Source organism: Roseateles sp. P5_D6, assembly GCF_054049415.1.
The window spans coordinates 76,223-88,835 of the sequence record NZ_JBFUMK010000014.1; the positions used below are offsets into that span (position 1 = coordinate 76,223).

Below are 12,613 nucleotides of genomic sequence, written 5' to 3' on the forward strand. Positions count from 1 at the left end.
GATCACCCTTGGGGCAGCTTGCCGGCGATGCTGTAGCCGACGACGCCGGCCAGCAGCACGGTGAAGCCGTAGCTGTAGATATCGATGGACCAAGGCTGCATCAGCATCGCGAGGCCCAGGCCGATGAGCGCGGTGGTGCCGTGTTCCCACGGCGCGCGGCGAAAGAGTTGCTTCATTTGCGGATCGCTCCGAAGGTCACGCCACGCAGCAGGTGCTTGCGCAGCAGCACGGTGAACAGCAGCACCGGCAGCAGGAAGAGCGTGGTGCCCGCGGCCATGGCAGGCCAGTCGAGGCCACCCTCGCCGATGATGGTGGGGATGAAGGGGGGCGAGGTCTGGGCCGTGCCGCTGGTCAGCAGCAGGGCGAAGGCGTACTCGTTCCACGCAAAGATCAGGCAGAAGATGGCCGTGGTGGCGATGCCCGTGGCGGCCTGCGGGAGCACCACCTTCAGGAAGGCCTGCCAGCGCGTGTAGCCGTCGACCATGGCGGCCTCCTCGTACTCGCGAGGGATTTCATCCATGAAGCCCTTGAGCAGCCAGACCGACAGCGACAGGTTCACCACCGTGTACAGCAGGATCAGGCCAAGGTGGGTGTCGTTCAGCCCGACGTTGCGGAACATCAGGTAGATCGGGATGGCCACCGCGATGGGCGGCATCATCCGCGTCGACAGGATGAAGAACAGCAGGTCGTCCTTGCCCGGAACGCGAAAGCGCGAGAAGGCATAGGCGGCCAAGGTGCCCAGCACCACCGACAGCAGGGTCGAGCCGAAGCCGATCAGCAGCGAGTTCGAATAGCGATCGATGAAGCGCGACGGGCCGGCCAGGATCATCTGCTGGTCGCGCACCAGGCTCTCGTACCAGGTCGCGGGCGGGGGGAGCGCGGCGAGCTCCTCCGCCGAGACCCGCGAGCGGGTCGTGAACAGGTTGACATAGCCCACCAGGGACTGCTCGGCCACCACCTTGGGCGGGTAGGCGATCGCATCCTGCGGCGTGCGCAGGCTGGTCATGAAAATCCAGGCCAGCGGGATCAGAGAAACGATGGCGTAGCCGATCACCAGCACGCCGGCCAGCCACTTGGACCGCGTGCTCGGTTCGAGCGGCGAGGTCAGCGCGGGGCGGCCGCGCGGCGCGGCGGGCGATGCCGCGAGGAGGTCGAGATCGACCGAGGTCGAACCCACATTCGGGATTGTTGAGGCGAGGGTTTTCATCGCTGCTTCACCTTCTCGAGGAATCGAACGGCGACCAGCGACAGGCCATAGATCGAGACGAACATGATGATCGCCAGGGCCGAGGCATAGCCGGTGCGCCACTTCTCGAAGGCCTCGCGCTTGAGCTTGATCGAGGCCAGTTCCGTCACCGTGCCGGGGCCGCCGCTGGTGAGCTGGTCGACCAGGTCGAACATCTTGAAGTTCTCGATGGTGCGGAACAGCAGCGCAAGGATGATGAAGGGCATCACCATGGGCAGGGTGATGCGCCAGAACTTGGTCCAGGCCGAGGCGCGGTCGATCTCGGCGGCCTCGTAGAGATAGGGCGGGATGGAGCGCAGGCCGGCCAGCAGCAGCAGCATCACGTAGGGCGTCCACATCCAGGTGTCCACCAGCACGATGGCCCAGGGCGAGAGCTGGGTGTCGCCCAGCATGGTGAAGGTGCCCGGGCCGCCGAAGAAATTGATGATGTAGTTGAAGATGCCGTACTGCGGCTCGAAGAAATACTTCCAGAAGGTGCCCACCACCGCAGGGGCCAGCATCATGGGCAGCAGGATGGCGGTGCTCCAGAAGCTGTGCGAGCGAAAGCGCCGGTTCAGTAGCAGCGCCAGGCCAAAGCCGAGCAGCAGTTGCAGCGCGATCGAGCTGACCAGGAAGTGCGCCGTGGCGCGCATGTTTTCCCAGATCGCCGGGTCATTGAGGACGCGCTGGTAGTTGCTGATGCCGACCCAGAGCGTGTCCGCGTTGGGCCGATTGGCGCGGTAGTTGGTGAGCGACAGGTAGATCGTCCACAGCAGCGGGAAGATGTTGAACGCCAGCAGCAACACGATGGTTGGCGCCACGAACAACCAGGCCAGCGTGCGGTCCGACAGGCCCTGTCGACCAGAGAGTGAGGTCTGCATGATCTGTTCCGAGGGGTAGGGAGGCCGGAGGGCAGCGCCCTCCGGTCCGCGTGTCACGCGGCCGGTGGAGTCAACGAAGTCACCGGCCGCGTGAGGGCTGCGGTCACTTCAGCTTGCCGTCTTCCTTGAAGACCTCTTCCCAGTCCTTCTCGAGCGCGTCCAGCGCCGACTGCGGCGTGCCCTTGCCGGCCACGACGTAGTCATGCACGCGGTTCTGCATGGCCAGCAGCAGCTGGGCATAGGTCGGCTCGGCCCAGAAGTCCTTGACGATCTTCATGGAGTCCTGGAAGACCGCGGCATAGGGCGTGCTCGTGCGGAAGCCCGGCTGGTTGAGGATGGCGTTCAGGCAGGTGAAGCCGCCGCCGTCCCACCATTTCTGCTGGATGGCCGGCTGGGCGAACCACTTCATGTACTCGAGCGCCATGTCCTTCTTGTCGGAGTACTTGACGACCGAGATACCCTGCCCGCCGAGCTGCGCGAACTGCTTGTCGCCCTTGGGGATGGGGAAGAAGCCGGTCTTCTCGCCGCCGACCTGCGGGTCCTTGGAGATGCCCGGGAAGAAGGCGATGAAGTTCATCTGCATCGCCACCTGGCCCGACTTGTAGGAGTCCAGGTCTTCGCTCATGTAGGCGTTGGAGTGGCCCGGCGGCGTGCAGCAGTCGTACAGGTCCTTGTAGAGCTTCAGACCCTTGGCGGCGCCCGCCGAGTTGATGAAGCCTTTCATGTCATACGGCTTCTTCGGGTTGCCGTACTCCATGCCGTAGGCGTACATGGTGTTGGCCACGCCCATGGTGATGCCCTCGGAGCCGCGCTCGGTGTAGAGGGCCGCGCCGTAGACCTTCTTGCCGTCGATCACGCGGTTCTGGAAGAACTGGCCGATCAGCTTGAACTCGTCCCAGGTCTTGGGCGGCGCGAGGTCGTGGCCGTGCTTCTGCTTGAACTCGGCCTGCAGTTCAGGGCGCGCGAACCAGTCCTTGCGGTAGGTGAAGGCCACGGCATCGCCCATGGCCGGCAGCGCGAAGTAGTTCTTCGTGCCCTTGGGCCAGGTCGAGTAGCCCTCGACGGTGGCGGGCGCGAAGTCGCTCATCTTGATGGCGTTCTTGTCGAAGAACTCGTTGAGCTTGACGTAGTGGCCCTCGGTGGCTGCGGAGCCGATCCACTGGCTGTCGCCGATCAGCAGGTCGCACAGCTTGCCCTTGGAATTCAGCTCATTGAGCATGCGCTGGGCGAAGTTCGGCCAAGGCACGAACTCGTACTTCATCTGGATGCCGGTCTTGGCGGTGAAGTCCTTGGACAGTTCAACCAGGGCATTGGCGGGGTCCCAGGCGGCCCAGCACAGCGTCAGTTGCTTTTGCTGGGCCTGCGCACCACCACTGACCAGCGCAGCCGCCATGAACACGCTCGCTGCCACGGCCAGCTTGCTCTTGTTGTAGCTCATCGTATGTCTCCTGTTTTGAGGACCCGCGGTCATGCGCCGCGGGCTGCAGTTGGGGCGCGACACGGGGCCGGCCTCGGCTTGGGATGCCACCCAGGAACGCTGGGTGACTACCTGAAAGCTAGTTTATGCACATCAAAAAGTAAATCACTCATGGTTAACACTAAATCAATCAAAGACTTCGTGAGATGGGTCTCGCCTGGCGCGCGGAGGTGGCCAAGGGAGGGCCGGCGCACCCCGCTTGGCCCGTGGTGACAAATCGACGACACTGGGATGGATTTACTTCTTGGCTTCTTTTCCTGACCCGCCCATGTCGACCCCGGTCACCATCACCAAGATCGCCGAGGCCGCCGGCGTCAGCACCGCCACCGTCGACCGGGTCCTGAACAACCGGCCCGGCGTCAACCCGGTCACCGTGCGCAAGGTCCGAGAGGCCATGGCCCTGCTGGGTGGCGGCACGCCCATCCGCGGCCGCCCGCGCTCCACCTCGGGCTATCGCTTCGCCTTCGTGCTGCCGGCGGCGCGGTTGGGGTTCTTCGATCTCGTCGACCGCGTCGTGGCGCAAGCGGCGGGCGATTTCCGGCATCAGCACATCACCGAGATCACCCACCGCATCCCGGCCGGCGACCCCAATGCCTTTGCCGCGGAACTGGCCAAGCTGTCCGACCTCGACGGCATCGCCGTGCTGGCGCCCGATGTGCCGCCGGTCAAGCTGGCCATCAATGAGCTGGTGCGCGGCGGTGTGCACGTGGTCACCCTGTTCTCCGACGTGCCCGGCTCGCTGCGCGAGACCGCCATCGGCGCGGACAACCGCGCCGCCGGCCGCACCGCGGGCCTGCTGGTGGGCCGCTCACTGCGGCGCGACGTGCCCACGCTGTGTGCCCTGCTCTCCCCGCCCACGCGCTTCGCCGCCGAACTGGACCGCCGCATCGGCTTTCAGCAGGTGCTGGAGGAAAGCTTTCCACAGGCCAAGGTGCTCAGGCTCTTCGACCTGCCGGAAACCGAGGACGAGGCCTTCGAATACGCGCGCAGCGCCCTCGTCGCCGAGGCGGCCGGCGAGCGCATCGACGCGCTCTACAACGTCGGCCCCTGCAGCTTCGGCATTGGCCGGGCTCTGACCGAGCAGGGCTATGGGCACGACCTCATGTTCGCCGCCCACGACCTGCTTGAGGTGCACCGCTCCATGTTGCTGTCCGGCACGCTGAGCTATCTGCTGCACCAGGACGTGCAGTACGCCGTCACCTCGGCCGGGCGCGTGCTGCGCGCCCTGTGCGACGGCGTGCGCGGCGCGCTGTCCATCACCAACTCGCGGGTGGAGATCATCACGGCGGAAAACCTGGCGTGACTTCGTTGCGACCGGGGTAAATAATGGGCCAAGGACGGGACTGGCAGATGAAAAAATTCGTCAACACGATTGACGATCTGGTGCGGGACAGCGCCATGGGCCTGGTACTGGCCCACCAGGATCTGCTGGCGCTCAACGAGTCACCGTTGTTCGTCCATCGCCGCACACCCAAGCAGGGCCGGGTCGCCCTGATTGCCGGTGGAGGCTCGGGCCACGAGCCGCTGCACACCGGCTATGTCGGCCCAGGCATGCTCGACGCCGCCTGCCCCGGCCAGGTGTTCACCGCCCCCAGCCCGGACCAGATCGTCGCCGCGGCACGCCAGGTGTCGACCGGCCAGGGCGTGCTGATGATCGTGAAGAACTACGCCGGCGACACCGCGAGCTTCCAGGTCGCCAGCGAAATGCTCGACGACGACTGCGCCATCGTGCTGGTGGACGACGATGTCGCGGTCGAGCATTCGACGCATACCGTCGGGCGGCGCGGCGTCGCCGGCACCTTGATCGTCGAGAAGATGCTGGGCGCAGCCGCGGAGGCCGGCGCCGACCTGTACGAATGCAAGGCCCTCGGCGTGCGCATCAACAATGCCACCGCCTCCATGGGCGTGGCCCTGAGCAGCTGCACCGTGCCCCGGGAAGGCCGCCCCACCTTTGCTATCGGCCCCGGCGAGATGGAAGTCGGCGTCGGCATCCACGGCGAGCCCGGGCGCCGCCGGCAGTCGGTGGTGCCGGCGGATGAAGTCATCTCAATGCTGCTGGAGCCCATCCTCAAGGACCTGGCCATCAAAGCCGGGCGCCAGGTGCTGCTGCACGTCAACGGCTTTGGCGGCACGCCCCTGATCGAACTGCACCTGCTCAACAAGATCGCGACGGAGCGGCTGCGCGCCGAGGGCCTCGAGGTCAAGCGCTGGCTGGTGGGCAATCACACGACCTCGCTGGAAATGGCCGGCGCCTCGCTCACGGTGACGGCACTGGACGATGAACTCACCTCGTTGTGGGACGCGCCCGTCACCACCGCCTCACTGCGCTGGTAGCGGCACGGCCTCAAGCCGGAACTGGGCGATCTCGCCGACCAGCACGGCCGCCTGCCCCTTCAGGCTCGCGGCGGCGGCGGCCGACTGCTCCACCAGCGCGGCGTTCTGCTGCGTCATGCGATCCAGCGTCGACACCGCCTGGTTGATGTCGCCCAACCCCAGCGACTGCTCCTGGGTGCTGGCGCTGATGGTGCCCAGCGTCGCATTGACCCGCCGCACGCCGACCAGGATCTCCTGCACCCGCGCGCTGGCCGCGTCGGCCAGCCTGGCGCCGCCCTGCACCTCGTCCACGCTGCCGGCGATCAGCTCCTTGATTTCCTTGGCCGCCGCCGCCGAACGCTGAGCGAGGTTTCTGACCTCGGTGGCCACCACGGCGAAGCCGCGCCCGCTGTCGCCGGCGCGCGCCGCCTCCACGGCCGCATTCAAGGCCAGGATATTGGTGCGGAAGGCGATGCCGTCGATGACGCCCGTGATCTCGGCGATGCGCTGGCTGCTGGCCGAGATGCTGCCCATCTTCAGCACCACGTCGCGCATCGCCGCGCCGCCGCGCTCGGCCGCCTCCGAGGCATTGCAGGCCAGGCTGTCCGCCAGGCGCGTGGCCTCGGCCGTCTGCAGCACATTGCCATGCACCTGCTCCATGGCGGAGGTGGTCTGCTGCAGGCGCGCAGCGGTCTCCTCCGTGCGCTGGCTCAAGTCCTGGTTGCCCAAGGCGATCTCCGAGGAGGCCAGTGAGATTGCATCGGCCGAGGCCCGCACGGCGCCGAGCATCTCGATGAAGCGCAGCCGCAGCCGCTCGACCCCGTCCGTCATGCTGCCGATCTCGTCGTCGCGGCCTGCCGGCACCGGCGTCGACAGGTCACCATCGGCCACCCGGTCCAGCGACTGCAACAGGGCCTGCAGCGGCCGCGCGACCCAGCTGCGAATCAGCAGGAACTGGCCGGCGCACAGCGCCACCGCCGCCACACCGAACATGACGAGAAACGGGATCAAGGTGGCCCATTGCTGGCGCATCGCCTCGCTGGCCGAGGCCTCGCCGACGACGATCCAGCCGGTGCCGGCGCTGGGCCTGGCCACGGCAAAGCGGTCATTCGCTTCGGGCTGCAGGACCGGGCGCACGCCGCTCAGTTCCTCCCCCGGGGCCGCGGCGCGCAAGGCGGCCAGGAGTTCGGGCGCACCTTGGGCCACCTCGGCGAGGCGGCGGCCGCGCAGTTGCGGCGGCAGCATCAGCGTCGCCTGTTCGGCGTTGCCGCCGCGCGGGTCCAGCACATAGACGCCGCCGCTGTCGAAGAAGCGGGCGCCGGCCACCATGCGCTCCAGTGAGCGGTCGAAGTCGGTCAGGTCGAAGCCGACGAACAGGGCGCCGACGACCTGGCCCTGCAGATCACGCACCGGCTGCAGTCGCGTGATGAAGGAACGCCCGTAGAGGCTGGCCCGGCCCACGAAGGGCTGGCCACCCAGCAGCGCCGCATTGCCGGGGTGGGAGGCATCCACCTGCATGCCCATGGCGCGTTCGCCTTGGTCGTTCTTCAGTGAGGTGCTCACGGTCACGAAGCCATTGCCGCGCTTCATCAGCACCGCGGCGGCCCCGCCGGTGAACTCGGTGAACTTGTCGCAGGGGCTGTGGTAATCGTTCTGGGCGATGCCCAGCTGCAGCAGGCGGCCGTTGGCCTCGTCGAGCGTGAAGTTCTTGCCGAACTGGTCGCCAAAGACCTTGAAGAAGCGCTCGACCAGCAGCTTGGCGGTGGCGTCGTAGGCGTCGACCGCCTGGGCCACCGCCTCGACCTTGGCATCCACCCAGGACACCGTTCGCTCCTGGGCCCGTTTACCCAGCATGAAAGACATCACGCCGCAGATGAGCGCCAGCACCGCAATCAGGAAGGCGCCACCGAACAAGGTGATGCGGCGGGCGACGCTGCGGGTGGGGGAGGCGCGATCAAGTGGGCTCGAAAGCATGTTTGTCTCCGGTGGCTCGGCGGCGACTGCGGAGCCCCATGCCCGCGTCGCTCTCTTGATGTAGTGTAGTGCAATATTTTTGTCTTGCTGATGTGTTTAGATTGATTTAATATTTCTTCTCGGCGCTAACACGTTGCTACGCAACGGCCTATCGCTGAGAACGTTCTTGACGGAATTGACTCAACTAAATCACTCAGGAGACAAATATGATGGACAAGCGATTGATGACGGGGGCGGCAGCGCTGGTGTGCTGCGCCGGGACGGCATGGGCCCAGTCGTCGGTGACGGTGTTCGGCTTCATCGAAGCCCAGGCCGGCCGGCAGACCCACGATTCGCCGGGCACCAAGCTGTACGACATGGGCGGCAGCCGGCTGGGCTTCAAAGGCACCGAGGACCTGGGCGGCGGCCTCAAGGCCTCGTTCTATCTGGAGCACCGCCTCAACCCGGACGACGGCACGGTGGGCGGCGGCACCACGTTCTGGAAGGGCGGCTCCTGGGTCGGCCTGAGCAGCGAGTCACTTGGCTCGCTCAAGCTGGGGCGCTGGTGGTCGCAGGCCTTCCTGAAATCCCAGTACGCCGCCGACCCCTTCGGCATGGGCACCCTGGGCCAAGGCACCTACGGCTCGGTGGGCTGCGGCCCGGGTTACTCGGGCGGTTGTCTGGGCGCCTTCTGGGTCAACAACTCGGTGAGTTACGAGAACTCGGTCGGTGGCTTCAGCTTCGGCGCCCAGATGTCCGCCGAAAGCCCGGGGCCCGGCGGCAAGAAGCCGGCCAATGTCGGCCTGAGCTACGCAGACGGCCCGCTGTATCTCGGCGCCGGCTACGAGGTCTCGAACGACGGCAGCAAGGACGAGAGGTGGCTTTCCCTGGCCGCCAACTACGACTTCGGCGCGGTCAAGCTCTACGCCGGCTATGGCTCGGGTCGGGATGCGCTGCGGGTCAGCCGCAAGAACCTGCTGATGGGCTTCAGCGCACCGGCGGGGCCAGGTGCCTTCATTGGTTCCTATGACGTGCAGGACCAGGGCGGCGTGCGCGTCGAGCAGTTGTTCTCGCTGGGCTACAAGTACAACTTCTCGGCCCGGACCAACGTCTTCGCAGTCGTCGCCAACGACAGCAAAGCCCCGGCCGGGACCAACAAGTCCGGCTACGCGCTGGGCATGTTCCACGCCTTCTGAGCCCGATTGGGGGTGCCGATTGCGGGAACTGCATCGGCACCGTCCCGACGCCAAGCGCATGCGGCGCGGGCGTCGGTTCGGCGCTGGCTCCACCTGGGGTCAGCGCTTTTTTTGAGAGGCGCGCTCCGCGCCAATCCCCGCCCAGCATGAACAGCCACCGCCAAGCCAAGATCGTCGCCACCCTGGGCCCTGCCAGCTCCGACATCGACACCATTCGGGGCCTGCTCGAAGCCGGCGCCGATGTCTTTCGCCTCAACTTCAGTCACGGCAGCCACGCCCAGCATGCCGAGCGGCTGACCATCATCCGGCGCCTGGAGGCCGAGCAGGGCCGGCCCATCGCCGTGTTGCTCGACCTGCAGGGCCCCAAGCTGCGCATCGGCACCCTCCTTGAAGGCTCGGTCGAGCTCATCGCAGGTGCGAGCTTCCGCCTCGATCTCGACCCGACGCCGGGTGACGCGACGCGCGCCCCCCTGCCCCACCCCGAGGTCTTCGCGGCCCTGGAGCGCGGCACCGACCTGCTGATCGACGACGGCAAGCTCAGGCTGAGGGTGTTGCTCTGCGGCCCGAACTTCGCCGACACGCGAGTCATCGTCGGCGGCACCCTGTCCGATCGCAAGGGTGTCAACCTGCCTTCGGTCCTGCTGCCCATTTCGGCCCTGACGCCCAAGGACCGCGCCGATCTCGATTTCGGCCTCACGCTAGGCGTGGACTGGGTCGCGCTGTCCTTCGTGCAGCGCCCCGAGGACCTGCACGAGGTGAAGGCCATCGTTCAAGGGCGCGCGGGGGTACTGGCCAAGCTGGAGAAGCCCGCCGCCATCGAGTCGCTGGAAGCCATCATCGACGCGGCCGACGCCATCATGGTGGCGCGCGGCGACCTCGGCGTTGAACTGCCGGCCGAGCAGGTGCCGCGCATCCAGAAGCGCATCGTGCGGGCCTGCCGCGCTGCCGGCAAGCCGGTGGTCGTGGCCACCCAGATGCTCGAATCCATGGTGAGCTCCGCGGTGCCCACCCGCGCCGAGGCCTCGGACGTGGCCAACGCGGTCTACGAGGGCGCGGACGCCGTGATGCTCTCGGCCGAATCGGCCTCGGGCAAATACCCCCGCGAGGCCGTGGCCATGATGCGGCGGGTCATTGCGGAAGTGGAAGCCGACCCCCTCTACCGCGCGGGCCTCGATGCCTCACACACCGCGCCCCAACCGGTGGTGGCCGACGCCATCTGCCTGGCCCTGCGCCAGACGGCGAGCCTGCTGCCCGTCGCCGTCATGGTCACCTACACCCGCTCCGGCACCACCACCCTGCGCGCGGCCCGCGAGCGGCCTGCTGTACCGGTGCTGAGCATGACACCCGAACTCGACATCGCGCGACGCCTGGCCCTGGTCTGGGGCGTGCATTCGGTGCACTCCAGCGCCCTCATCGCCGATGTCCCCGACATGGTGTCCCAGGCTTGTTCGATGGCGCGGCACGAGTCCTTTGCCCGATCCGGCGACATCGTCATCGTGGCCTCGGGCATGCCCTTCGGCGTGGCCGGCAGCACGAATTTCCTGCACATCGCCAGGGCTTAGTGTCGAGTGCCAAGAGGTTGCTGGAAGGCCGGCGCCTCAGCAAGTGCGCGAACTTACCGAATGCCTCCTTGCGTCAATCGGCAGGACTCGCGTCCAATCCGCGATGCCAACTCACCGGATCTCGCCATGTCACGTTACGTCGATCAGGTTCTCGTGCCCGGCGAGCGAGTCGTCCATCTGGGGCGCACCAGCCTCTGGTCGGTTTGGCACTTGCTGTTGTTCGGCCTGCTCTTGCTGCCCGCCTTTGGCCTTGGGCTCATCCTTTGGGTGGCCGCCTACGTTCGCATCAGGTCAACCGAGCTGGCAGTAACCACCAAGAGAGTGATCGTCAAACACGGATTCATCCGTCGCCACACGATCGAAATCAACATCAACAAGGTGGAGAGCATTCAGGTCAATCAGTCCCTCATGGGCCGAATGCTCAACTTTGGCACCCTCGTCATTGCGGGCACCGGCGCATCCCATGCGCCCATCGACGGCATCGCAGAGCCACTTGTATTCCGCCGCGCCTTCGTCGAGGCCCAGGACTCGGCACAGAGCAGCCAGGCATAGCGTCAAGAGACGCTTCAGTCGAAGGTGCCCGCCACAAAGGATGCCTTGACCGTGATCAGCCAGCTGCCCTCCACCTTGTGCAGGACGAAGTGGTCGTTGAACAGCTTCTGGCCGATCCGCACCCTCACGTTCGCTGTTGAAAGGCTGTCCGAGATGTGCTCGACCGAGAGGATTGCTTCGTCCCTCGGCGCACCCGTCGACTGGGGGCTCGGCCTTCCATGGATGAGCGCCGCATAGTCCTGTGAGGACAGCATGTTCAACCGCCCCCCGTCAAGCCACTGCACAAAGCAGTTCGGGTGGAAGACCTTGTTGAAGTCACGGCTCTTGGGCTCATAGGCCAGGTTGAAATAGTCCTCGATCAGAGTGGCTACGGCTTGGGTCTGGGTCATCGCTGGCTTTCATCAATGGGCGAACGATTCGTATAGTGAGGAATCCTTCCGCGCCCGGCTACAGCGAACTGGTTATCGCTGCCATTACCAGAACACATCGACCATGGATGACCTTGATGGAGCGCTTGTCATCGGCCTGCTGGCGCTGAATGCGGTCGCCGAATCGAAGAGCTTCGGTCGTGCCGCCTCTCGGCTGGGCAAGACGCAGCCCGCGGTGAGCCGCTCGATCCAGCGCTTGGAAGACCGCCTCAGCGCCAAGCTCGTGCATCGCACAAGCCGACACGTTGAAGTGACGGATGCCGGGCATGCGTTGCTCTCCAAGGTGCTGCCCCTGCTGCAGGGGATAGAGGATGCGACGGCCGCCGCCTCTGACCAGGCCTCGGCCGTCAACGGCACGCTGCGCGTCGCCTGCGATGCCCGGTTTGCCGGCCTCGTGTTGGCACCGGAGCTGGCGCAGTTTCTGAAGGCCCACCCGTCTCTTCAACTGAGGCTGGAGACCAAGAACGGTCTCTCGGACCTGGTGAGCGACGGATTTGATCTCGCCGTCAGGTTTGGGCCTCCATCCATCTCGACCCTGGTCTGCCGCAGGCTCTACAGCCCGCGCGTTCTGACCGTTGCCGCGCCGTCCTATCTGGCGCGCCGCGGTCGACCCAGGTCGCCGCAGGATCTGGTGGGCGACGATCATGAGTGCATCGTCGCCATCGATCCCGCCACCGGCAGGCCCTTCGAGTGGGAGTTCTGGCGTGGCGATGAGAAAGTGAAGGTGGCCGTTCGCGGCAACCTGACGGTCACGGACGCCGGAATCAAGATTGGGGCCTGCCTCGCAGGCCACGGGATCACCCAGGTGATCGACCTCGGGGTCGACTCGCATCTGCGAGCGGGCACGCTGGAGCCCGTCTTGCCGGACTGGGCTGACGAGACCTTTCCCCTCTATGTCTACTACCCCAGCCGGACCCACGTCCCGGCCAAGGTCAGAGCCTTCATCGACTTTGTTGTGGGCATGATGCCGGTGCTTCAGCCGGCCGGCCAAGTCGACCTTCGGCTATGAATGGGCTGATCAGCGCC

General features: G+C 66.1%; 12 protein-coding genes. 6 read left to right on the top strand and 6 right to left on the bottom strand.

All coding sequences use genetic code 11. The annotated features are described in order from the left end of the window. Positions 1 to 2 precede the first annotated feature (2 nt). From ACXJKM_RS19425 to ACXJKM_RS19440, 4 genes are all read right to left on the bottom strand, one after another. Positions 3 to 176, bottom strand: a complete 174-nt coding sequence (locus tag ACXJKM_RS19425) for a hypothetical protein (protein WP_457354460.1) — start codon at positions 174 to 176, stop codon at positions 3 to 5. Continuing rightward, on the bottom strand, positions 173 to 1,207 hold the full coding sequence (locus ACXJKM_RS19430; protein ID WP_457322108.1) for a carbohydrate ABC transporter permease: 1,035 nt from the start codon (positions 1,205 to 1,207) through the stop codon (positions 173 to 175). The genes ACXJKM_RS19425 and ACXJKM_RS19430 overlap by 4 nt, the downstream gene beginning before the upstream one ends. Beyond that, complete coding sequence (locus ACXJKM_RS19435) at positions 1,204 to 2,106, bottom strand: carbohydrate ABC transporter permease (RefSeq protein WP_457322105.1); 903 nt, start codon at positions 2,104 to 2,106, stop codon at positions 1,204 to 1,206. The genes ACXJKM_RS19430 and ACXJKM_RS19435 overlap by 4 nt, the downstream gene beginning before the upstream one ends. Positions 2,107 to 2,209: 103 nt before the next feature. Continuing rightward, positions 2,210 to 3,544: an ABC transporter substrate-binding protein gene (locus tag ACXJKM_RS19440; RefSeq protein WP_457354462.1), complete on the bottom strand. Its 1,335-nt coding sequence runs from the start codon at positions 3,542 to 3,544 to the stop codon at positions 2,210 to 2,212. A gap of 307 nt (positions 3,545 to 3,851) precedes the next feature. On the opposite strand from ACXJKM_RS19440, the gene ACXJKM_RS19445 reads away from it, so the two are divergent. After that, a complete protein-coding gene (locus tag ACXJKM_RS19445) occupies positions 3,852 to 4,886 on the top strand; it encodes a LacI family DNA-binding transcriptional regulator (RefSeq protein ID WP_457354464.1) in 1,035 nt (344 codons plus the stop codon). Positions 4,887 to 4,933: 47 nt separating this feature from the next. Then, the gene (gene dhaK, locus ACXJKM_RS19450; RefSeq protein ID WP_457354466.1) at positions 4,934 to 5,917 is read left to right on the top strand and encodes a dihydroxyacetone kinase subunit DhaK; all 984 of its coding nucleotides are present in this window, start codon (positions 4,934 to 4,936) and stop codon (positions 5,915 to 5,917) included. Here dhaK and ACXJKM_RS19455 read toward each other — a convergent pair. Then, complete coding sequence (locus ACXJKM_RS19455) at positions 5,903 to 7,870, bottom strand: methyl-accepting chemotaxis protein (protein ID WP_457354468.1); 1,968 nt, start codon at positions 7,868 to 7,870, stop codon at positions 5,903 to 5,905. The two genes, dhaK and ACXJKM_RS19455, sit on opposite strands and share 15 nt — an antisense overlap. Before the next feature lie 206 nt (positions 7,871 to 8,076). Between ACXJKM_RS19455 and ACXJKM_RS19460 the strand changes: the two genes are divergently transcribed. The 3 genes from ACXJKM_RS19460 (at position 8,077) to ACXJKM_RS19470 (ending at position 11,159) form a co-directional block, all read left to right on the top strand. Next, a complete protein-coding gene (locus tag ACXJKM_RS19460) occupies positions 8,077 to 9,045 on the top strand; it encodes a porin (RefSeq protein ID WP_457354470.1) in 969 nt (322 codons plus the stop codon). Between the two features lie 146 nt (positions 9,046 to 9,191). Continuing rightward, positions 9,192 to 10,607 (top strand): pyruvate kinase, encoded by a 1,416-nt coding sequence (gene pyk / locus ACXJKM_RS19465; RefSeq protein WP_457354472.1) that lies wholly within the window; start codon positions 9,192 to 9,194, stop codon positions 10,605 to 10,607. Positions 10,608 to 10,733: 126 nt separating this feature from the next. After that, positions 10,734 to 11,159 (top strand): PH domain-containing protein, encoded by a 426-nt coding sequence (locus ACXJKM_RS19470; RefSeq protein ID WP_056198788.1) that lies wholly within the window; start codon positions 10,734 to 10,736, stop codon positions 11,157 to 11,159. A gap of 14 nt (positions 11,160 to 11,173) precedes the next feature. Here the strand turns inward: ACXJKM_RS19470 and ACXJKM_RS19475 are convergent, their stop codons facing one another. Beyond that, positions 11,174 to 11,548: a nuclear transport factor 2 family protein gene (locus tag ACXJKM_RS19475; protein ID WP_056198791.1), complete on the bottom strand. Its 375-nt coding sequence runs from the start codon at positions 11,546 to 11,548 to the stop codon at positions 11,174 to 11,176. A gap of 103 nt (positions 11,549 to 11,651) precedes the next feature. Between ACXJKM_RS19475 and ACXJKM_RS19480 the strand changes: the two genes are divergently transcribed. Then, entirely contained in the window at positions 11,652 to 12,596 is a 945-nt protein-coding gene (locus ACXJKM_RS19480; protein ID WP_457354474.1) for a LysR substrate-binding domain-containing protein, read from the top strand. The last annotated feature ends 17 nt before the right edge of the window (positions 12,597 to 12,613 follow it).